We start from the raw sequence: 21,302 nt of genomic DNA, 5'->3' as shown, positions 1-21,302 counted from the left end.
GGTCGCTACAGCCGGCTGACCGAGACCACACGGAAGGTGTGCATGTCGCCTTCCTCGCGGAGCGACACGTACTCACCCTGGACGAATCGTTCGTCGGCGAAGTGATAGCCGGCTTCGTCGGGCAACTTCGTGGAGCTGTCATATTGAAATGCCCATGATCCGCCCGGACGGTGCACCAGATGGCCGAGGCTGTCCGGCTGATGCGGCCGCTGCCGCGCGACGCGGCAGGCTTCGCGGTGCTTCTTCCAGATCTCGGCGTCGATCCGGTCGTCGCTGTCGAGCGGCGCGACGATCACATAGGCGATATTGGCTTCGCCTTCGGGATGGCCGGGCTCGCGCGCGAGCTCGAGTCGGATCTGGCGAAAGCACGCCGGCAAGGAGGTATTGAGAATGGCGGAGGGCGTGGCCTTGGTCATTGTTTCGCTCCTGGCGTTGTTTGCAATGCTGGCGCAGAGCAGATGGACCATAATTGATTTGCATCAATCGCGGTGCGCGACGCAAACTGTGCACCGCAATGCCTCGGCGCGAATCGAAACGGAGCAGCGCATGCTGACCTTCGAGACCGGATTGGACCAGCCGTGAGTTCGGTGCCCGCGCTGAGTGCCAAGACCGACGGCGACACGCTGGAGCTCAAGCCGGCAGGGGCCTGGACGGCGACGAACAGCAAGTTCATGGAGCGGCTCTCCGACGACGTCGCGCCGCAGATCGCCGCGGCGAAGTCGCTGACCATCGACATGGCCGAGATCGGCGAGATCGACACCATCGGCGCCTGGGTGCTGGAGCGACTGTCGCGCAGCGCCGTGCAAGCCGGCCGCACCGCCCGGTTCGAGGGCATCGACGCGAGCTACGCAGAGCTGATCGACGAGGTGCGCCAGCTCAACCGCCGCGGACCGACGCCGCACCCCAAGCCCAATCCGATCGTCGCCAAGCTCGACGAGATCGGCCGCTCCGCATGGAGCGCGACCGCCGATGTCGCGGTATTCCTGCAGATGATGGGTGCGCTCGGCGCTGCGCTGCTCGGCGTGCTGCGCCGGCCGCGCTCGCTGCGGCTGACCTCGTTGACCTACCAGGTGTACAGAGTCGGCTGGCAGGCGATCCCGATCATGGTGCTGATCACTTTCCTGATCGGCGCCATCATCGCGCAGCAGGGCATTTTCCATTTCCGCAAATTCGGAGCGGACTCGTACGTCGTCGACATGGTCGGCATTCTGGTGCTGCGCGAAATCGGCGTGCTGATCGTGGCGATCATGGTCGCCGGCCGCTCCGGCAGCGCCTACACCGCCGAGCTCGGCTCGATGAAAATGCGCGAGGAGATCGATGCGCTCTCGACCATGGGGCTCGATCCGGTCGAGGTGCTGATCCTGCCCCGGATCATCGCGCTGGTGATCGCGCTGCCGATCCTCGCCTTCATCGGCTCGATGTCGGCGCTGTATGGCGGCCTGCTGACGGCGTGGTTCTACGGCGGGATGCAGCCGTCGGTGTTCATCGCCCGGCTGCACGAGGCGGTGTCGCTGAATTCGTTCGAGGTCGGGATGTGGAAGGCGCCGTTCATGGCGCTGGTGATCGGCATCGTCGCCTGCAGCGAAGGCTTGCGGGTCAAGGGCAGCGCCGAGTCGCTCGGCCTGCAGACCACCACGTCGGTGGTGAAGTCGATCTTCCTGGTGATCGTGCTCGACGGGCTGTTCGCCGTGTTCTTCGCCTCGATCGGGATGTAGCGATGGACGCGCTCGCCGAGATCTACGCCATCCGCGTCGCCGACCTCGTGGTCGGATTCGGCCGGCAGACCGTGCTCGATCATCTGTCGCTCGATGTCCGCCGCGGCGAAATCCTCGGGCTGGTCGGCGCCTCGGGCGGCGGCAAGTCGGTGCTGATGCGTACCATCATCGGTCTGATCCCGAAGCAGAGCGGCCATATCGAAGTGATGGGCCACGACACCGAGCGCGGCTTCGGCCGCGCCCGCGCGTCGGTGGCGGCGACCTGGGGCATCCTGTTCCAGCAGGGCGCATTGTTCTCCTCGCTCACCGCGCGGCAGAACGTCAAGTTTCCGCTGCGCGAGATGCTCGAGATGTCGGAGCAGCTGCAGGACGAGATCGCCACCGCCAAGCTGGAGATGGTCGGCATCGCGCCGGACGATTGGGACAAGTACCCGTCACAGCTCTCCGGCGGCATGACCAAGCGCGTGGCGCTGGCACGCGCGCTGGCGCTCGATCCCTCGATCGTGTTTCTCGACGAGCCGACCAGCGGCCTCGATCCGATCGCCGCCGGCGACTTCGATCAGTTGATCAAAACCCTGCAGACCACGCTCGGACTCACCGTGTTCATGGTGACGCACGATCTCGCCAGCCTCAATGTCGTCTGCGACCGCGTCGCGGCGCTGGCCGACGGCAAGATCGTGGCGGTGGGGCCGATGAGCGAACTGCTGCAATCCGACCATCCCTGGGTGCGGGCCTATTTCCACGGCAAACGCTCGGCGATGCTCCAGCCCAGACAGAACTAGGACGCCACGCCCATGGAAACTCGTGCTCCCTTTGTGATCGTCGGCGCGTTCGTGCTCGCGGCGATCTTCGCGGTGTTCGGCTTCGTGTTCTGGCTGCACAACACCTCCGGTGTCGGCGCGCGCACCAGCTACCACATCCAGTTCCGCGACCCGGTGCCCGGTCTGCTGGTCGGTGCGGCGGTGCTGTTCAACGGCATCCGGGTCGGCGAGGTCACCGCGCTGGCGCTGGCGCCGGACGATCCGCGGCGGGTCGATGCGACGATCGCGGTGGCGCCGTCGACACCGATACGGCCGGACACCAAGGTCGGGCTGGATTTTCAGGGCCTGACCGGTGTGCCGGTCGTGGCGCTCGAGGGCGGCAAGCAGCTCACCGGCTCGGCGATCGCCACCACGCTGGTGGCCGAGCCGGGCGCCGGGATGAGCATGACCCAGGCGGCCCGCGAGGCGCTGCGCAAGGTCGACAGCGTGCTCGGCGAGAACGCCGGTCCGCTGAAGGACACCATCGCAAATTTCAGGACGTTCTCGGAGTGGCTGTCGAGCAAGACCGGCAAGCTCGATGGAATTCTCGGCGGCGTGGAGCGGATGACCGGGGCCAACGAGCCGGAGGTGAAGAAGGTCGTCTATGACCTGTCCGCCGCAGCCGGCTTCCCGCCGCCGTCGCCGCCGCTGAAGGGACAGCTCGTCATTCCGGAATCCAACACCGTGATCCTGTTCGACAGCCAGAAGGTGCTGCTGTCGCCCGGGCTGGAGATCCCGGCCTTCGCCGGCGCGCAGTGGAGCGACAGCATTCCGAAGATGCTGCAGGAGAAATTGATCCAGAGCTTCGAGAATTACGACATCGCCCACGCCCCGATGCGTCCCAACGACTCCGTGCAGCCGGACTATCAATTGCTGACCGATATCCGCAGCTTCCAGGTCGTGGGTGAGGGCACCGACCTCACGGCGGAGATCGCCTTCAGCGCCAAGATCATCGACAAGGACGGCAAGCTGATCGGAGCCAAGCTGTTTCAGCACGCGACGCCGCTCGACAAGCCGGAGCCGGCTGCGGCCGTCACCGCGTTCGACAAATCGTTCGATGCGATTGCCAAGGAGCTGGTGCCGTGGGCCGCGCAGGCGCTCGCATCCGGCCATAGCGAGGCCGAGCCGGCAGCCGCGAGGCCGACGACGGCTCCGGCGCCTACCGCTCCAAGGTCTTCAGGTACGACAAAAGGTCGTTGATCTGGTCGGGATCGAGTTCAAATTCCGGCATCCGCGGGTGCCCGGTATAGATGCCCTCGGCAAACGCCTCTGCCAGCGTCTCAACCGGATACCGCTTGTGCAGGGTGCGGAACGGCGGCGCCTGCTTGAGCCGGCTTTTGCCCGAATATCCGATCGCATGACAGCGCGCGCAATGCGATTTCGCGAAGTTCAGGCCGCGCCTTTCCGACGACGTCGCCGCCGCTTGGCCTACCATCATCAAGAGGATCGCCGCACCGGCGAAAAGACGTCGCATCAAGCCGCCCGGTCGGTATCACAGTTCATCATAGAACAACTTGCACGATGCATCCAGGGCGTGGCATCACCTTGATCTGTGTCAAGCTGTCTTGACGATTTGGCGACATATTGGCCCTCCTGGCGCAGAGGGGCGGTCGGTCGACGGCGACACGCGCCGGAAGAGTTCAGTCTCGCGACCGAATGGAGTGATGAATGCCGCATCTCGCTTATCCGACGACGACTTGCGAGGGATTTCGGTGTGAGACGCATTGTGCGGTCCGTGGGCTGGCCATTTGCGGCGAACTCGGACCGGCCGAACACGAGGAGTTCGAGCGGCTTGCTCAGCACGTCCGGTATGGGCCGAAGGAGGCACTGTTCTCCGAGGATGAAGTCGCCGATTCGGTGTACAGCCTGATCGAGGGCATCGCCCGCCTCTACAAGCTGCTGCCCGATGGCCGTCGCCAGATCATCGGCTTCGCGCTTCCGGGCGATTTCCTCGGCATGGCTCCCGGTAACCGCTACTCGTTCTCGGCCGATTCGATCGGCGGCGTTACCGTCTGCAAGTTCTTCCGCGGTCCGTTCCTGCGGTTCATCGAAAATCGCCCGCAGATGCTGCTCCGCATGAACGATTTCGCCACCCGCGAACTCAGCCTCGCGCAGGATCAGATGCTGCTGCTCGGCCGCCGCTCGGCCGAAGAAAAGGTCGCCGCCTTCCTGGTCGGTTGGCGGGAGCGGCTCGCGCGCCTGGAAGGCGTCACCAAAACCGTCAGCCTGCCGATGGGTCGTCAGGACATCGCCGACTTCCTCGGCCTGACGATCGAAACCGTCAGCCGCACCTTCACCAAGCTGGAGCGGGAGAAGCTGATCGTGATCGTCCCGGACGGCGTTCGCGTGCTCGACCCGAAACGTTTCGACGCGCTCGCCGCGGCCTGATGCTGCCGCTGGTGATCGGACCTTCTGCCGGACCACTCTGATCCCCTGGACGCGCGACGTGCTGCGGCACGCCCTTGCGTTCGACGATCCGGCCCGATTCTCACTCCGCCGCGACAGCGAATCGCTCGCGACCGAGCCCAAGCTCGCGGGAGCGCCGCTTCGGGAAATCGCTCGGACGGCCCAGCGACCGCTGCGCTGCAAGAAACGCCATTACCTTGTTTCCGGCGTCGGCGAACGAGGCGCCAGCCGGCAGGCCGAATCTGCGGCAGTCTTCGGGCGACAGCGGCTGCTTGGCATGGCGAAGTGCCATCGCTGGCCCCCACCACCAGCCCGGAGCCGGTGCGCGATCGTCCGACGGAACTGCGCGCCAAGCCTCCATCTCGGTGGCCAAGCGATTGAATTCGATCTGCCGCGCTTGATGCATTTGCCACGTCCATCCCTGCTGTCTCGTCCGCCACAACGAACCAGACGGGCAAAGGTTGCAGCTCGGCTGATCGCGCCCGAGCCAGAACGCGAAGTCATTCTCAGCCGGCAAAACTCATGATAACGATTCGCATATGAACCAGCGTGCCGCGATCGACATCCGTCACTCGACCTGCCCGCACGATTGCCCGTCGGCCTGCGCGCTCGACGTCGAAGTGATCGACGGTTCGACCATCGGACGGCTTCGCGGCTCCAAACGGCAGACTTACACGGCGGGCGTGATCTGCGCCAAAGTCGCTCGCTACGCGGAGCGCATTCATCATCCCGATCGGCTGACCTACCCGATGCGCCGCACCGGGCCGAAGGGCTCCGGCGCCTTTGCACGGATCGGCTGGGACGAAGCCTTGGACGAAATCGCAGCGCGGTTCGATGCCGCGGAGGCGGAGTACGGCGCGGAGGCGGTGTGGCCGTATTACTATGCGGGCACCATGGGCCTGGTGATGCGCGACGGCATCAACCGGCTCGCCAACGTCAAGAAATACTCGCGGTTCTACTCGACGATCTGCGCCAACGTCGCCTGGGCGGGCTATGCGGCGGGCGTCGGCAAGGTCGCCGGTGTCGATCCGCGCGAAATGGCGAGGTCGGATCTGATCGTGATCTGGGGTACCAATCCGGTCTCGACCCAGGTCAACGTGATGACCCACGCGGCCCGCGCCCGCAAAGAGCGCGGCGCCAGGATCGCGGCGGTCGACATCTACGACAACGAAACGATGCAGCAGGCCGATATCCGCATCATCCTGCGTCCGGGGACCGACGGCGCCTTCGCCTGCGGCGTGATGCACGTGCTGTTTCGTGACGGCCTCGCCGATCGTGCGTATCTGGCGCGCTACACCGATTGTCCGGACGATCTCGAAGCCCATCTGGCGGCGCGAAGCCCGGCCTGGGCGTCGGCGATCTGCGGCGTGCCGGAGGCCGAGATCGAAGCTTTCGCGCATGCGGTCGGCCACACCAACCGCAGTTTCTTCCGGCTCGGTTACGGCTTCACCCGCAGCCGCAACGGCGCTGCGCAGATGCACGCCGCACTTTGTATTCCGGCGGTGACCGGTGCGTGGCAGTACGAGGGCGGCGGCGCGTTCTTCAACAACGGCGCGATCTTCGGCTTCGACAAGACGCTGATCGAGGGGCTCGATCAGCTCGATCCGGCGACGCGCGCGCTGGATCAGTCCCAGATCGGCCGCATCCTGACCGGGGACGCCGAGGCGCTGTACGGCGGCGCTCCGATCAAGGCGATGCTGATCCAGAACACCAATCCGATGACCGTCGCGCCGGAGCAGGAGCTGGTTCGCGCCGGCTTCGCCCGCGAAGACCTGTTCGTTGCGGTGCACGAGCAGTTCATGACCGAGACTGCGCTGATGGCCGACATCGTGCTGCCGGCGACGATGTTCCTGGAGCACGACGACCTGTATTATGGCGGCGGCCATCAGCACATTTCGGTCGGCGCCCGGCTGGTGGATCCGCCGGGTGAATGCCGGTCCAATCACGAGGTGCTGCAGGGCCTGGCGCAGCGGCTCGGCGTCGATCATCCGGCGTTCGCCATGTCGCCGCGCGAAGTGATCGACGCGACGCTGAAATCCAGCGGCCACGGCGGCATCGACCAGCTCGAGGCCGAGCTGTGGCGCGATCTGCAGCCGGATTTCCGCGCATCTCACTTCCTCGACGGCTTCGGGCACCCGGACGGCAAGTTTCATTTCCGGGTCGACTGGGGCAACGTCGACCTCGCGCGCAAGCTGAGGCTCGGGCCGTGGCAGGCGATGCCGAGCCTGCCGGACCATTGGGCTGTGACCGAACAGGCGGACGCCGAGCATCCGTTCCGGCTCGCCACCAGTCCGGCCCGCAGCTTCCTCAACTCCACCTTCAACGAAACGCCGTCGTCGCGAGCGCGCGAGGGCGAACCGAACGTGCTGATGCATCCGGACGACGCCGCCGAGATCGGCGTCGGTGACGGAGAAGTCGTGATGCTGGGGAATATCCGGGGGGAGACGTTGCTCACCGTCCGGCTGAGCAGCGGGCTGCGCCGCGGCGTTCTGGTCGCCGAATCAGTGTTTCCGAACCGGGCTCATCGCGGAGGGCGCGGAATCAACGTGCTGACCAGCGCAGAAACAGTCGCGCCGCACGGCGGTGCGGCGTTCCACGACAACAAAGTCTGGGTGAAGAAAGTGACTGCGCCGCTCGCGAAGCGCGACTGAGAGGGCCGAATTTGCGGTCCTGACCGGCGTTCGGTCGTCGTTTTCGCTTCGCGAGCTGCGCGTCTAGTCTCAGCGCTGGTGGCCGAGGCCGATACCGAGCTTCAGCGCCTTCTGGCGCAGCGAGCCGACGGTCCGATTGGTCAGACGGGCGATTTCCGCCACCGGAGTGCGCGCCTTGGAATGCGCCTTCAGCTCCTTGATGTCTTCCTTGGTGTACTCGCGGCGAGTGATCTTGCCCTTCTTGGCGGCCTTGGCCTTGGTAGCGGTCTTCGCCGCAGCCTTGGTCACCACCTTCTTGGCCTTCTTCGACTTCGCTGCGGTCTTCGCAGTCTTTGCTTTCGCTTTCTTTGCCACGCGTAGGCTCCTTTAGTGAAGCGCCCTTCTACTACACTCATTTCGTGCCGACAATTGAGAATTTCGAATCTTCGAAGTGATCAAGGCGGCTTCGGTTAGCATTCGTTAAGTGTGTGTAGTTTCGATTTTGGCCAAAATAGGTAGATGGCGCGTAGTGGCAATCGTCGTTTGGTCGATAGTGATGAGTGTCGCGCAGGCTGGACAGTGCGTTACGTCGTGGTCGGCCTGAGGACTGCCGTGTTTTCCCGCAATGTGGAAGCGTGCCGCGGATTGGTGCAAATCACCGGTCATGGGGCGTGTATTTCGCAGCGAGCGGCGGCGATGGAGACGATTTGTCGCGAGTGAGGGGGGCTACCCGGCCCGGAGCGCTGGTTAGCGCGAGCCCGTGCCCGGTGTCATCCAACCAAAGACGTAGCGAGCGGAGGGCCGATCAGCGTGCGGCGCTGCGCGGAAGGCGTGATTGCTCAGCGTGCTGATTTCGCGTCGGACGCGAGTGCAGCGCGGGTGCGGGCGAGAGTCCGCTCGTAATAATCCTCGCGCTCGCGCTTCAGACTGATCTGCAAATTCCGGAAGGCTGCAATGCGTTTTGCGATCTCATCGCGTTCGGCGGACGATTCGCGCCGGTTCGGCGGTCGGCCTGCGGCCGGGAGGGGATGCGGAGGAATCGGTCCGTTCGCCGCGGCCTGGAACTTTGGGTCCATCGCAGTTTGCACGACAGCAATAGCCGACGTCGCCGCCGAACTCCGAGCCTGTTGCTCCGAACCTTCGTCGGCATTCTCGGCGAATGCGTTGCCTGGCAATTGCGATGATGTCATTGCGGTCCCTCATCGCATCATTGGAGCGCTGATCAGATGCGTCAATCGAAATGCACCGGCTACGTACTGCAATGGTGGATAAATCGCCGCCAGGTTGCGGTCCGAGAGGTAGCCGGCAGCGCGACTCGCAGACAGCAGATCGGCTCTGCTCACCGCCGAATTCTTGCGGCCGATCCTTGGGACATCTGCCGCGTTGCGGGACGAGCCGACGGAGAGGCCGCGAGGGCTGCGCCGGCCGAACCCACCTCGCATCCCAGCTTTGATGCTACCGCGTTAGGGGAAGCGGGACGAAGGCGCCCGGCACCGGGACATCAAGACGAAGAGAGATGCGGGCGAGAGGAGCTGGCAGGACGGCAAGATCGGGCTGTGACGATCGCGTAGTCCGAGGATCGCGGTCCATCCCTGCGGCTTTCCGTCCAAACTAGCCGAGAATCCACCCGACCCCGCCTGACGGCTTGCAATATCTGGCCACATCGTTCTTAGTCGCAGCGCGATATAAGCGCATAGTCGACCTGCCGGTTGCCGCCTCGCGTCGAGGACTAGCGGAAAATCCATCATGTCTGATCGTCATGGCCCACTTCGTGTCGGTATCGGCGGCCCGGTTGGCTCGGGCAAGACCGCGCTGATGGACCTGCTCTGCAAATCGATGCGCGAGCGCTACGATATCGCCGCGATCACCAACGACATTTATACCAAATGGGATGCTGAATTCCTGGTGCGCTCGGGATCGCTGACGCCCGATCGAATCGCCGGGGTCGAGACCGGCGGCTGTCCGCACACCGCCATTCGCGAGGATGCGTCGATGAACCTCGCCGCCGTCGCGGAGATGCGCAGCAAGTTTCCCGGCCTCGACCTGGTGCTGATCGAATCCGGCGGCGACAATCTCGCGGCGACGTTCTCGCCGGAACTCGCCGATATCACGATCTACGTCATCGATGTCGCTGCCGGCGACAAGATTCCCTCCAAGGGCGGGCCGGGTATCACCCGGTCCGATCTGCTGGTGATCAACAAGATCGACCTGGCGCCTTTTGTCGGCGCCTCGCTGGACAAGATGGACACCGACGCGAGGCGGATGCGGGGGACGCGGCCGTTCGTGATGACCAATTTGAAGAAAAGCGACGGCCTGGATCGGATCGTGGCGTTTATCGAGCAGAAGGGCGGGTTGATACCCAGCAGCCCCTCCGCCTGATCCTACGCGGGGCCTCGGGGCATCCCGACATAGCCGCGTGCGCCACTGTACGATAAGGTCGGCCGGTGGCTTGGGAACCAACGCCTTTATCTTGAGTTATACCGCTCTTGGATTAGAGCCCGCCGCGCGGTCTTCATGGATCGTTGAATTGCGCTGCAGTCGATGCTTCCGCATGGTGGAGCGGGCCTCGGTGCGATCAATACGAGAGGCGGACGCTCGCTCCGCTTCCCACAACGAGTAAGAGCGTGGTTAGGCTTGGCTTCATCATCGGCTTGATCGCCGTTATCGGGGTGGTGCTGTCGGGCTTTTCCGCATCCCGCGTTTACGAACAGGAAGCGGCGATCCAGCGGATCGCGCTCAGCAGGGCGATCGACGTCCACGCCAGCCAGGTCCAGGATCGTCTGACCGAGCGGGAGTTGCTCGGGCGCGTTGCATCCGGGCTGTTTCGCAAGCCGTCGGTGATCAAGGCCGACATGCTGCAGCCGCTGCGATCGTCGATCTACACCTTCAAGACCGATTTCGTGCTGGCGACCTGGGTGGCGCGGCTGAAGCCGGAGGAAATCCCGGCGGCGGAAGCGGAGCTGGCGACGGCCGGCTTCCCCGACCCCATCGTGCGCGACTACGACGGCAAGCCGCTGGATCTGAGCGGCGATGCGATTCCCTTGGACGTCGTGATGGACGTCGAGCCGCGCAATTCCGAAACCATGGTGCTGACCGGGCGGATGCTCGACAGCGATCCGATACTCGGCCGCACCTTCGCTCAGGCGCTGGCGGAGGGACAACCCCACGTCTCGGACCCGATACCGCTGACGCGAAACGGCCCGGTTGGCGTGGTGCTGGCGGCGCCGGTGAAGAATACCGACAGCTCCGACACCGTCGGTTTCGTCACCTTCTCCTACAAGCTCGCCACGCTGATGCTGACCAACGACGATTTGTCGTTGTTTTCAGTGGTGCTGAAGGATCCGAGCCGGGACGGCTACGAGTTGGTCGCTGACGAAAGCGGCGAGATCACCTCGCGAGCGGGGCACCCGGAAGGTGCCACGCCGATGATCGTGCGCACCGTGACTTTCGGGAACCGGGACTGGTCGCTCGCTTATTATCCCCGGATCGATCCTTACGAGCGCGCTCAGAAGGTCGCTTTGATCATCGGTCTGGCCGGTCTGGCGCTGACGCTGATCGTCTGCGGACTGTTCGGCTACGTCAGCTACAGCAATATTCGCCTGCGCCGCGAGATCCAGATGCGGATCGGCTTCGAGCGGCGGTTGACCGCGGTGATCGACGAGCTGAATCACCGGGTCAAGAACATCCTGGCGGTGATCCAATCGATCGTCACCCGCACGCTGCGCCACGGTTCGGATCTCGACGTCGCCCGCGAGCTGCTGATCGGCCGGATTCATGCGATGTCGAACGTGGTCTCGCTGCTCAGCGACAGCCAGTGGCAGGGCGTGATGCTGAAGGGGCTGCTTGAAAGCCGCGCGATCCCGCATGCCGACCGGATCGAGGTCGAAGGTCCGGACATCGCGGTCAGCGCCCGCGCCGCGCAGAGCCTGTCGCTGCTGTTTTTCGAACTGGCATCGCATTCCGACGAAGGCCTGGCGGTGGTCGGCAAGCATCCGAGGGTAACGGCGCACTGGTCGGTGACCGGTGAGGGCAAGGATGCGACGTTCTACTTCCGCTGGGAAGAGTTCAACACCAGCGCCGCGACCCGGCGTCCCGACAGTGAGTTCGGCATCATCCTGCTCGACCGGGTCGCACCGGAAGCGCTCGGCGGCACGTCGAAGCGTTACTTCACCGACGTCAGCTACGTCTATGAGCTGTCCGCGCCGCTGGAGACGGTGGTGGACGTCAACGAGCGCGACCGCACCGGACAGTTCAGCGCGCCGGTGCGGCCGGTTGGTAAGCCGCGCAAACCGTAAAACACCGCAAGTCTCAGATACTTTCGTCCACGCCGGTCGAAAAGGCCTGCGTCGGGGCCGAGGCATCGGCCCCCTCTCGCACTTGGGGAAGGGAATGGGGTCGGCCGGTTGCTCGATCCCGTCATCGGATGGAGCAACCGCACCGGTGGGGGCGTAATCAGCCGTTGCCGCCGATCACGGCACGGACGGTGTCGTCCGGACCGAAATCCTCTGCGCCGTCGACATACAGCAAGGCGCTTAGCTTGGACCTGGCTCGGTTGACGCGGCTCTTGATGGTGCCGACCGCGCAGCCGCAGATCGCCGCGGCGTCTTCGTAGGAGAAGCCGGAGGCGCCGACCAGGATCAGAGCTTCGCGTTGGTCTTGCGGCAGCTTGTCCAGCGCGGCGCGAAACTCCTCGAACTCCAGATGGGCGGTCTGCCCGGGCTGCGATTTCAGCGTCTTGGCATAGCTGCCATCGGCGTCTTCGACTTCGCGGCGTCGCTTCCGGTAATCCGACCGAAACAGATTGCGCAGGATGGTGAACAACCAGGCGGGAAGGTTTGAGCCAGGCTGGAAGGAGTCGATGTTGGCGAGCGCGCGCAACAAGGTCTCCTGAACGAGGTCATCGGCCCGATCGGCATTGCCGCTCAGCGAGATCGCAAAAGCGCGCAGGCTCGGCACCGCGGCGAGAATGTCGTCTCGAAGGGAATCGGTCAGAGGCATCAATCCCTCCCCTCGCTCGGGGTGGAATCCGCAGCCTGGGTGGCTTCCGCGGCGCGCTGCGGATCATCCAGTTTCTTGATCAGATCTGTGAACCGATCAGGAACGCCCTGGCGAACCACGTCGTCGTACATCGCGCGCAATTGATGTCCGATCCGGGCCTGGATTTCAGCGTTGAGACCTCCCTTGGTGCCTGGAGCCGACTTCTTCATGGTTTGAGCCTTGAATTCTTGCATGACTGATCCAATGTTTTCCCCATGGTCAAGTCCCCTGAACTTCGAGGGTTTTCCTTGATCTGTCGCCATTCACCGGAGCCTAATGCGATCCCGCCATGAAAGTTCCACGGTGGAATGGAACTTTTGCCCCGCTCGGGCGTAGTTGCCTCGCAGAGGTGCCGGCCCGCCTTAGGCGTTGCCGAGATGACTGATGGAGTGGGGATGTCGAGATCACAGGTTGTTGCTGAGCATTTGCCATTGCTGCGCCGCTATGCGCGCGCCCTGACCGGAAGCCAGACCTCTGGTGACGCCTATGTCGGCGCCATGCTGGAGGCATTGCTCCAGGATCCCGCCCTGCTCGATGAACGGCACGGCCCTCGCGTCGGCCTTTTTCGGCTGTTCACCCAGATATGGAATTCGGTGGCGCTGAACGACGACGCCGAGGTGCGGACCCTTCCGATGCCGTCGGAGCGCCGCCTGTCCGCGATCACGCCGCTGCCGCGCCAGGCGTTCCTGCTGCTGTCGCTGGAGGGCTTTTCCGAAGAGGAAGTGGCGTTCGTGCTGCAGATCGACGTCGGGGAGGTCCGGCAACTGGTCGATGCCGCCGGCCGCGAAATGGCCGAAGAGATCGCCACCGACGTGCTGATCATCGAGGACGAGACCTTCATCGCGATGGACCTCGAAAGCCTGGTGAAAGGCCTCGGTCACAACGTGATCGGCGTGGCTCGCACCCACGCGGACGCGATCGCTCTGGCGCGGACCAAGAAGCCCGGCCTGATCCTCGCCGACATTCAGCTCGCCGACGGCAGTTCCGGCCTCGATGCGGTCAACGAACTGCTGCGGACGTTTGAAGTGCCGGTGGTGTTCATCACCGCCTATCCCGAGCGTTTTCTCACCGGCGAGCGGCCGGAGCCCGCCTTCCTGATTTCGAAGCCGTTCCAGCCGGCGATGGTGTCGGCGGTGGCGAGCCAGGCACTTTTCTTCCAACGCAACTCGCGCAATCGGAAGCCGAACGCCGTCGCATCCTGACATTCGCCTCCCGACAATCGCCTTGCGAACAACGACGAACGCCGTCCGGTCCGGGCGGCGTTTTTCGTCGTGACGACAAGCTGATCACTCACTGCAGATCGGAGTCGACAGGATCTCCGCAATAGAACAGGGCGCGGCTGGCATCACACAGCCGCGCCCTGTATCGCCGGTTCGGGGCAGGGGGGACTTGACCGGCGTCGGAGCAACACCGGTAAGCTCGAACCGTTCCCGTCAACTGATAAAATCGTTAACACGCTCAGTTGATCACTGGTCGTCGAACCGCTTCGGCGCCCGCGCGATTAACTATTGCGGGCGCTGCAGAGACGAAGTCGGCGACCGCACCAGGGAAGCGGCACAACGCCGGCTTACAACACAGCGGCAAGATACCATGTCACAGATCGTGCGGGGAATTTTGGGCGCCCTTGCTATCACCGGGACGCTCGGCGCGGCGCAACTGGCGGTCGGCGAGGACCTCGGCCGCGCAAATCTGCTCCGGCAAGCTTCGGTCGCGCCGCTGGTCCAAGACGTCAACCGGTCCGGGAAGGCCGACCGCGCGTCGATCGCCCGGGACGCGGAGCCGGGTCAAACGGTCGCCGTCACCCTGATCGGCCAGTCGGTGCTGGTGCGTATCCCGCAAGCTCAGATCGGCGGCGCTCTCCGCGCGCCGGGAGCTCACAAACCGGCGGTCGCTCCCCGTTCGATCGTGGCCTGCGAGCCGGTGGTCAGCGTGCTGACTGAAGTCGCCAAGCAGCTTCAACCCGGCCGCTGCGTCGCCTGATACCCCCGGCTGACAATCAGCACACGCCATTCCTGAGCACGCGGCGTTTCGATGTCTTGTCGACCGACATCCGCCCAAAGGGCGGATGTTTGCGTTTGGGGGGCACGGAGTTTCCCGGGGAGGCTGACGCTGCGCGCCTGATCACCGTGAGCCTGTGGCGCCCGGGAGCATTCCCGAGTGCGTGGTATCAGACCCGATTCAGTGGCTGTCAGGAAGCTGCGGAGCATTGTCGGGCAACAGGTGCTCTTTCAACACCAGCCCGACGATCAGCAGCGGTGAGGCGAGGAAGGCGCCCATCGGCCCCCACAACCAGGTCCAGAACGCGATCGCGATGAAGACTGCCAGCGCGTTCAGCGCCAGCCGGCGTCCGATAATGGCCGGGGTGATGAAATGGCCTTCGATGAAGGTCAGGCAGGCGAACCCGAGCGCGGCGAGCAGTCCGGTGCCCAGCGTGGGCATGGTGACGATCCCGACCACACACAGGATCAAGAACATCACGAACGGGCCGATGATCGGGATGAAGTTCAGCGCCGCAGCGAGCGCGCCGAGGCCGGCAGGATTCGGCATGCCTGCCAAGGCACAGATCAGGCCGGTTGCGGCGCCATACACCAGATTGATCACCGTCACCGTCAGCAGATAGGCACCGAGGCTGTCTTCGATTTCGTTGAGGATCCGCAGCGTGCGCAGCCTCGCGTCGCGGCCGGCAAACAGCATCACCAGCGCGCGCCGCAGCCCGCGCCAACTCGCCACGAACAGCACCAGCGTCACCAGAAAAAGCATGATCTCGGTGAGCGTGGGGGAAAGGAATTCGAACGTCGGCTGCATCCAGTCGATTTTCGGCATTTGGATCGTGGCCGGCGCCAGAGTTTCGGCGCCGCCCAGGGCGGACTGCACCTGCCGCCACATCGCGACCGGCTTGTCCAGCACGTGCAGCTTATCGCGTAGCACAGAGCCCAGCTCCGGCAGTCGGTTGGTCCACTCGATCAACGGTACAGAAATCAGCCCGATCATAAAGGTGACGCCGGCCAGTCCGGCCAGCACGATCAGCACCGCGCTGACTCCGCGCGGGACGCGCCAGCGCTCGAATAGGCTCGCCACCGGCGACAGCATGGTGCCGACGACGAAGGCGGTGACGATCGGAAGGAAGAATGGTTTTCCGACATAGAGCAGGCCGATCAGAAAGATCAGCAGCAGCGACACCAGCGCGAACGCAACGACCTCGGTACGTCTGATCAGCGGTGGCCGATCATCGGGACTTTCGGGGAGAGGTGTACCTGGCGGTTCGGCTGGAAGAACGCGCAAGAGACCCCCCAGCGACTGGACGAATGAAGCCGGCGATGCGACGCGGGCGTGCGCCTTCAACCGATCCCTTGCAGGAAAGTTCCCCGGCCTTGATGCGGGGCCGGCGACGTGCTCCGCGGAACGGTTTTGGATCGGACGACGTTTGTTAGCTGCTCGCATCGAGACGGTGCAACTAACAGCGGGGACGGGATCATGACTGCTGCTTCGAGGACATTTGCGGATCGCAAACCGGTGTCGCGCCGGCTTCGTCCGTGGCTCGTCGGTGTCGCCGGTGTGCTGCTCGCTGCCGCCGTGCCCAACGTGGCGTCGGCGCAGACGCTGGGCTATGCGCCGGCGCCGCAGGCCGGACCGTTCTCGGTCGACGACGAGATCCTGATGCCGGCGGAGCGTGAACCGGCCGCGACCGAGGCCGACGAGGATGCGCAACTTCCCGACCGGCTGCGCCGGACCGTGGTGTCGTACCCGACCGATCAGCCCGCCGGGACGATCGTGATCGATACCGCAAATACTTACCTGTATTACGTGCTGGGCGGCAACCGGGCGATCCGCTACGGCGTCGGGGTGGGACGCGAAGGCTTCACCTGGTCGGGCGTGCAGACCATCACCCGCAAGGCCGAATGGCCGGACTGGCGGCCGCCGGCGGAGATGATCGCGCGTCAGCCTTATCTGCCTCGCTTCATGGCCGGCGGTCCCGGCAACCCGCTGGGCGCCCGGGCGATGTACCTCGGTTCCACCGCTTACCGAATCCACGGCACCAATGATCCGTCCACGATCGGCAAGTTCGTGTCGTCGGGCTGCATCCGGCTGACCAACGAGGACGTCGAGGACCTGTTCGGCCGGGTCGGAGTCGGCACCCGCGTCGTGGTGCTGCCGAAGTCTGCATCGCGGCCGGTCGAGGCGCGTAGCAAACCGCAGCAGCCCAGCCGGCACGCCATGAACATTTCGATCTCGTCGATCGACTAAGTCAAGACAGCCTGGAGAAACCCGATGCGCAAACGCTTGTCAGGCCGGATGCTCCTCGGCGCCACGGCGATCGCCACGGCCGCCGCGATGGCCACTCCGGCGGCGGCACAGGACTTCTTCCAGGCGCTGTTCGGCGGCTTCCACGCGCCGCGGCCGTCATATCATCAGCCCCGCATGCCGGCATTGCCGTTCGCCGACGAGGGCTACATGCGCGAGCGCGAACGGGTATCCCGTCCGAGCCAGCGCAGCTATTCGAGCGGCGGCCAGGCTTATTGCGTGCGCACCTGCGACGGGCGCTACTTCCCGATTTCGGCGACCGGCGGCGAGAGCAAGGCGGAGACCTGCAACAGTTTCTGTCCGGCGAGCGACACCAAGGTTGTGTACGGCTCTTCGATCGACAATGCGCGGACCCCGGGGGGCAAGCCGTATTCCGAGCTTCCGAACGCCTTCAAGTACCGGACCGAGATCGTGGCCGGCTGCACCTGCAACGGCAAGGACCAGTTCGGCCTCGCCAAGATCCGGGTCGAGGACGATCCGACCGTCCGCAAGGGCGATATTATCGCCGGCAAGGACGGCCTGATGGTAGCGGCGCGCAATGCGTCGGGCAGCGACGGCAAGCTGGCCCTGGCGCCGGCACCGGGCTCCGACCACGTCCGCGCCGGCTATTCCAAGGTGCCGGTCCTGGCCCAGGACTGATCGTATAAGGACTGATCGCGCCGGAGAGAGCCGCGCGCAACGCCGCGACACGTTCGATCACGACGATGACCTGAAATTGCCTCGTCCAGGAAAGCGCTGCTCGCTCGACGCTTATGACCGGCTCCCAGCCATACTGGGTTCCCCGCATTCGCGGGGGGACGACGGGCGGAAAAGCTGCCCGTGCGAGCAAATGGCGTACTCAGCAAGAACACCCGATCGAATCCTCCGCTCATCCGCTGAGTCCTGCTCATGCTGGACGAAGGGCACAACGCACACCCACACCTTCCCGTCATCGCCCGCGCATGCGGGCGACCTAGTATCCCAGAGCGCTCGTGGTTCGCTCGGCGGTTACCAGCTCAGTGCGATACCGGAGTCTCTTACCTTTGCGATGGGCCCGGTGGGCAGGACGGCTGAAGAGGGGCTCCCGGTTAAGTCAGCCGCCGCTTGGTCGGGCGGATTGCCGCGCTCCAGTGATGCCGCCAGTTCCGATGCGGGAACCGATCGGCATCTCGGGGATTGACCCAACGGAATCAATCTTGGGTTGGAGCCAGACAGAATGAGCGTCCTGATCGGAATTCTGATTACGTTTCTCGTCGTTATATTGGTGCTGTACCTGATCAACATGCTGCCGCTCGACGGCCGCGCCAAGCAGATCGCACGGATCGTCGTCATCATCATCGGCGTGGTATCGTTGCTGAAATATCTGGCGGTGTTCTAAGCGAGCAATCCGGCCGGGCAGATTGCCCGGCCGTTCTTTTTGCCGTGTACTTCGGCGATAATTTTGGCGTCTGGGCAGGCTGCTCAAAACAAAAGCCCCGGCTTTCGCCGGGGCTCTGATCGTCGATCAGCGTGGCCGATTACTTCAAGCCCGAGAACCAGTCGTCGACATCCTTGCGGACCTGATCCTTGGCGTAACCGTAGCGCTCCTGCAGCTTGCCTTCGAGCTGGTCGCGGCGGCCGTCGATCACGTTCAGGTCGTCGTCGGTGAGTTTGCCCCACTTCTCCTTCACGTTGCCCTTGAACTGCTTCCAGTTACCTTCAACGCGATTCCAATCCATCTCGTCCTCCAGTGTTTGGATGCCGGTCAACGGGTAGATCGGAGGATGGTTCCGGCGTGCGCTGCGGCAAGCGGTCACCCGAACTTTCCGCCTGCGGGCTTGAAACGAGTGACAAGTAACGAGCTGCGGAATCAAAAGACCTCCCCCTTGCGGGGGAGGTCTCGTGACTGCGAAGTAACAGTATCGCCGATCAGCGCAGCGTTTCGAGATGCGCCGCCTTCGCCTCGCGGCGGCGTTCGTGCAGGATGAACTCGGTGTAGCCGTTCGGCTGCGCCCGGCCCTTGAAGATCAGGTCGCAGGCGGCCTCGAACGCGACGCCGTCGAAATCCGGCGCCATCGGGCGATACAGCGCATCGCCTGCGTTCTGCTTGTCGACCACCACCGCCATCCGCTTCAGCGACTCCATCACCTGCTCCTTGGTGACGACGCCGTGATGCAGCCAGTTGGCGAGATGCTGGCTGGAGATGCGCAGCGTGGCGCGGTCTTCCATCAGGCCGACATCGTGGATGTCCGGCACCTTGGAGCAGCCGACGCCCTGGTCGATCCAGCGCACCACGTAGCCGAGGATGCCCTGACAGTTGTTGTCGATCTCCTGGCGGACGTCGTCCGGCGCCCAGTTCGAGTTCGACACCGGAATGGTGAGGATGTCCTCGAGCTTGGCGCGCGGGCCGCCCTTGGTCAGCTCCTGCTGGCGGGCGATGACGTCGACCTGGTGATAGTGCAGCGCGTGCAGCGTCGCGGCGGTCGGCGACGGCACCCAGGCGGTAGTGGCGCCGGCCTGCGGATGGCCGATCTTCTGCGCGATCATGTCGGCCATCTTGTCGGGCGCGGCCCACATGCCCTTGCCGATCTGGGCATGACCGGGCAGACCGTCGACCAGACCGGTGTCGACGTTCCAATCCTCGTAGGCCTTGATCCAGGGCTGCGCCTTCATCTCGTTCTTGCGGATCATCGGACCCGCTTCCATCGAGGTGTGGATCTCGTCGCCGGTGCGGTCCAGGAATCCCGTGTTGATGAAGCAGATCCGCTTGGACGCGTTCTGGATGCAGGCCTTGAGGTTCACCGTGGTGCGGCGCTCCTCGTCCATGATGCCGACCTTCAGCGTGTTCTCGGTCAGGCCCAGCATCTTCTCGACACGGCCGAACAGCTCGACCGTGAGGGCGACTTCATCCGGACCGTGCATCTTCGGCTTGACGATGTAGACCGAGCCGGTGCGGCTGTTGCGGGTGTTGCCGAGATGCTTGAGATCGTGGATCGCGATCAGGCCCGACACCGCGGCGTCGAGGAAGCCTTCCGGGATCTCCTGCCCTTCGCTGTCGAGCACCGCATCGGTCCACATATGATGGCCGACGTTGCGCATCAGCAGCAGGCTGCGGCCGTGCAGCGAAATTTCCTTGCCGTCCGGCGCGGTATAGCTGCGGTCGCCGTTGAGCGCGCGGGTGACGGTCTTGCCGCCCTTCTCGAAGCTCTCCGACAGGGTGCCGTCCATCAGGCCGAGGGTGTTGCGATAGATCAGCACCTTGTCGTCGGCATCGACAGCCGCGACCGAGTCTTCCATATCGAGAATGGTCGACACCGCCGACTCGATGATCAGGTCGGCGACGCCTGCCGGATCGTCCTTGCCGATGGTGTTGGCGCGGTCGATCTTGATCTCGATGTGCAGGCCGTTGTTGACCAGCAGCACGGCGCTCGGATTGGCGGTCTCGCCGCGGTAGCCCGCGAACTGCGCCGGCTTCTTCAGGCCGGTGGCGTTGCCGTCCTTCAACTTGGCGGAGAACTGCCCGGCGATCACGCTGTAGCCGGTGACGTCGCTGTGGCTGCCGGCGGCGAGCGGCGCGGCCTGGTCGAGGAACGCCTTGGCCTTGGCGATCACCTTGTCGCCGCGCGCCTTGTCGTAGCCCTTGGCCTGGGTGGCTTCTTGCGGGATCGCGTCGGTGCCGTAGAACGCATCATACAGCGAGCCCCAGCGCGCGTTGGCGGCGTTCAGCGCGTAGCGCGCGTTCGACAGCGGCACCACGAGCTGCGGGCCGCACAGCTTGCCGATTTCTTCATCGACATTGGCGGTCTCGACCGGAGCGGTGGCGGGCTCCGGCAGCAGGTAGCCGATCTCCTTCAGGAACGCGGTGTAGGCCGCCATGTCCTGCTTCTTGCCCTTGTTGGCGAGATGCCACGCGTCGATCTTGGCCTGCAGCTCGTCGCGGGTCTTCAGCAGCGCGCGGGTCTTCGGCGCCAGATCACGAACGATCGCAGCGAGCCCGGCCCAGAATACGTCGGGAGCGATGCCGGTTTTCGGCGCGGCCTCCTTGGCGATGAAGTCGAACAGCACAGGCGCGATTTTCAGTCCGTGGGCGTCAATACGATTCATTTTTGGATGTCTCGCGAGAAAACGGCGCGCTGGCGCCTTTTCAGGGGTCAAAATGACCGATCGCCGCGTGGCGGCGCCGGGTGCTCCTTTTAGCGTCAAAGGTCGCCAAAAGAGAAGGCCCGGCCGAATCGGCCGGGCCGCAGCGGCCCCCAGGATTCCGGTGCCTCGCCCGCATTGCTCGCGGTCCCGGGTCTCCGATCCGCCTTCATCAAAGGGCGGCACGGCGTTTGCTCCATGGATTCCAGAACGCGGCCGAGAAAGACCGCCTCCGCAACGAAGCGGCAAGGGGCGAAATTTCTCTGCGGATCGGCGGTGATGGAATGGAATGATTTTCTTCCTTGGTCGCTTGT

Annotated in this window: 21 protein-coding genes; 12 read left to right on the top strand and 9 right to left on the bottom strand. The window is 64.4% G+C overall.

Going from position 1 to position 21,302, the window contains the following annotated elements; translation table 11 throughout:
* Nucleotides 1-5: 5 nt before the first annotated feature.
* A complete protein-coding gene (locus tag DWA33_RS16730; RefSeq protein WP_114359452.1) occupies nt 6-416 on the bottom strand; it encodes a hypothetical protein in 411 nt (136 codons plus the stop codon).
* Nucleotides 417-578: 162 nt separating this feature from the next.
* Between DWA33_RS16730 and DWA33_RS16725 the strand changes: the two genes are divergently transcribed.
* Genes DWA33_RS16725 through DWA33_RS16715 form a run of 3 tightly spaced genes read left to right on the top strand, consistent with a single transcriptional unit; the run spans nt 579 to nt 3,715 of the window.
* Nucleotides 579-1,715, top strand: coding sequence for an ABC transporter permease (locus DWA33_RS16725; RefSeq protein ID WP_181902426.1), 1,137 nt, complete (start codon nt 579-581; stop codon nt 1,713-1,715).
* Between the two features lie 2 nt (nt 1,716-1,717).
* The gene (locus DWA33_RS16720; RefSeq protein ID WP_114359375.1) at nt 1,718-2,497 is read left to right on the top strand and encodes an ABC transporter ATP-binding protein; all 780 of its coding nucleotides are present in this window, start codon (nt 1,718-1,720) and stop codon (nt 2,495-2,497) included.
* Between the two features lie 12 nt (nt 2,498-2,509).
* Entirely contained in the window at nt 2,510-3,715 is a 1,206-nt protein-coding gene (locus DWA33_RS16715; protein WP_114359373.1) for an ABC-type transport auxiliary lipoprotein family protein, read from the top strand.
* Here DWA33_RS16715 and DWA33_RS16710 read toward each other — a convergent pair.
* Nucleotides 3,675-3,989 (bottom strand): c-type cytochrome, encoded by a 315-nt coding sequence (locus tag DWA33_RS16710; RefSeq protein WP_114359371.1) that lies wholly within the window; start codon nt 3,987-3,989, stop codon nt 3,675-3,677. The genes DWA33_RS16715 and DWA33_RS16710 overlap by 41 nt on opposite strands.
* Before the next feature lie 194 nt (nt 3,990-4,183).
* Here DWA33_RS16710 and aadR point away from each other — a divergent pair, with 194 nt between their 5' ends.
* Entirely contained in the window at nt 4,184-4,903 is a 720-nt protein-coding gene (gene aadR / locus DWA33_RS16705) for a transcriptional activatory protein AadR (protein WP_110784875.1), read from the top strand.
* Nucleotides 4,904-5,460: 557 nt separating this feature from the next.
* Nucleotides 5,461-7,572 carry a molybdopterin-containing oxidoreductase family protein gene (locus DWA33_RS16695; RefSeq protein WP_114359368.1) on the top strand — a complete coding sequence of 704 codons (2,112 nt, stop codon included), beginning with the start codon at nt 5,461-5,463 and terminating at the stop codon, nt 7,570-7,572.
* A gap of 69 nt (nt 7,573-7,641) precedes the next feature.
* Here the strand turns inward: DWA33_RS16695 and DWA33_RS16690 are convergent, their stop codons facing one another.
* Together DWA33_RS16690 and DWA33_RS25485 are read right to left on the bottom strand one after the other, a co-directional pair.
* Nucleotides 7,642-7,926, bottom strand: a complete 285-nt coding sequence (locus tag DWA33_RS16690) for a hypothetical protein (RefSeq protein WP_011159765.1) — start codon at nt 7,924-7,926, stop codon at nt 7,642-7,644.
* A gap of 464 nt (nt 7,927-8,390) precedes the next feature.
* The gene (locus tag DWA33_RS25485) at nt 8,391-8,741 is read right to left on the bottom strand and encodes a hypothetical protein (RefSeq protein ID WP_244601324.1); all 351 of its coding nucleotides are present in this window, start codon (nt 8,739-8,741) and stop codon (nt 8,391-8,393) included.
* A 556-nt stretch (nt 8,742-9,297) separates the two neighbouring features.
* Between DWA33_RS25485 and ureG the strand changes: the two genes are divergently transcribed.
* Nucleotides 9,298-9,930 carry an urease accessory protein UreG gene (gene ureG, locus DWA33_RS16680; protein ID WP_114359366.1) on the top strand — a complete coding sequence of 211 codons (633 nt, stop codon included), beginning with the start codon at nt 9,298-9,300 and terminating at the stop codon, nt 9,928-9,930.
* A gap of 245 nt (nt 9,931-10,175) precedes the next feature.
* On the top strand, nt 10,176-11,846 hold the full coding sequence (locus DWA33_RS16675) for a CHASE domain-containing protein (RefSeq protein WP_114359364.1): 1,671 nt from the start codon (nt 10,176-10,178) through the stop codon (nt 11,844-11,846).
* A 157-nt stretch (nt 11,847-12,003) separates the two neighbouring features.
* Here the strand turns inward: DWA33_RS16675 and DWA33_RS16670 are convergent, their stop codons facing one another.
* Nucleotides 12,004-12,549 carry a sigma-70 family RNA polymerase sigma factor gene (locus tag DWA33_RS16670; RefSeq protein WP_011159760.1) on the bottom strand — a complete coding sequence of 182 codons (546 nt, stop codon included), beginning with the start codon at nt 12,547-12,549 and terminating at the stop codon, nt 12,004-12,006.
* Nucleotides 12,549-12,782, bottom strand: coding sequence for a NepR family anti-sigma factor (locus DWA33_RS16665; RefSeq protein WP_114359361.1), 234 nt, complete (start codon nt 12,780-12,782; stop codon nt 12,549-12,551). The genes DWA33_RS16670 and DWA33_RS16665 overlap by 1 nt, the downstream gene beginning before the upstream one ends.
* Nucleotides 12,783-12,983: 201 nt before the next feature.
* Between DWA33_RS16665 and DWA33_RS16660 the strand changes: the two genes are divergently transcribed.
* Together DWA33_RS16660 and DWA33_RS16655 are read left to right on the top strand one after the other, a co-directional pair.
* A complete protein-coding gene (locus DWA33_RS16660) occupies nt 12,984-13,790 on the top strand; it encodes a response regulator (protein ID WP_114359359.1) in 807 nt (268 codons plus the stop codon).
* A 187-nt stretch (nt 13,791-13,977) separates the two neighbouring features.
* Nucleotides 13,978-14,568, top strand: coding sequence for a hypothetical protein (locus DWA33_RS16655; protein ID WP_347337901.1), 591 nt, complete (start codon nt 13,978-13,980; stop codon nt 14,566-14,568).
* A gap of 198 nt (nt 14,569-14,766) precedes the next feature.
* Here the strand turns inward: DWA33_RS16655 and DWA33_RS16650 are convergent, their stop codons facing one another.
* A complete protein-coding gene (locus tag DWA33_RS16650) occupies nt 14,767-15,870 on the bottom strand; it encodes an AI-2E family transporter (protein WP_114359356.1) in 1,104 nt (367 codons plus the stop codon).
* A 192-nt stretch (nt 15,871-16,062) separates the two neighbouring features.
* Between DWA33_RS16650 and DWA33_RS16645 the strand changes: the two genes are divergently transcribed.
* The 3 genes from DWA33_RS16645 (at nt 16,063) to DWA33_RS16635 (ending at nt 18,247) form a co-directional block, all read left to right on the top strand.
* A complete protein-coding gene (locus DWA33_RS16645) occupies nt 16,063-16,833 on the top strand; it encodes a L,D-transpeptidase (RefSeq protein WP_114359354.1) in 771 nt (256 codons plus the stop codon).
* A 24-nt stretch (nt 16,834-16,857) separates the two neighbouring features.
* Nucleotides 16,858-17,529, top strand: coding sequence for a DUF2865 domain-containing protein (locus tag DWA33_RS16640; protein WP_114359352.1), 672 nt, complete (start codon nt 16,858-16,860; stop codon nt 17,527-17,529).
* A gap of 556 nt (nt 17,530-18,085) precedes the next feature.
* Nucleotides 18,086-18,247 carry a Thivi_2564 family membrane protein gene (locus tag DWA33_RS16635; RefSeq protein WP_114359350.1) on the top strand — a complete coding sequence of 54 codons (162 nt, stop codon included), beginning with the start codon at nt 18,086-18,088 and terminating at the stop codon, nt 18,245-18,247.
* Nucleotides 18,248-18,386: 139 nt separating this feature from the next.
* Here the strand turns inward: DWA33_RS16635 and DWA33_RS16630 are convergent, their stop codons facing one another.
* Together DWA33_RS16630 and DWA33_RS16625 are read right to left on the bottom strand one after the other, a co-directional pair.
* Nucleotides 18,387-18,587: a CsbD family protein gene (locus DWA33_RS16630; protein WP_114359447.1), complete on the bottom strand. Its 201-nt coding sequence runs from the start codon at nt 18,585-18,587 to the stop codon at nt 18,387-18,389.
* A gap of 190 nt (nt 18,588-18,777) precedes the next feature.
* Nucleotides 18,778-20,952: a malate synthase G gene (locus tag DWA33_RS16625; RefSeq protein WP_114359348.1), complete on the bottom strand. Its 2,175-nt coding sequence runs from the start codon at nt 20,950-20,952 to the stop codon at nt 18,778-18,780.
* Nucleotides 20,953-21,302 lie beyond the last annotated feature (350 nt).

The sequence above is a fragment of the Rhodopseudomonas pentothenatexigens genome, assembly GCF_900218015.1.
In the GTDB taxonomy this organism is placed as follows: domain Bacteria; phylum Pseudomonadota; class Alphaproteobacteria; order Rhizobiales; family Xanthobacteraceae; genus Rhodopseudomonas; species Rhodopseudomonas pentothenatexigens.
This window is presented reverse-complemented; position numbering and strand designations above follow the sequence as displayed.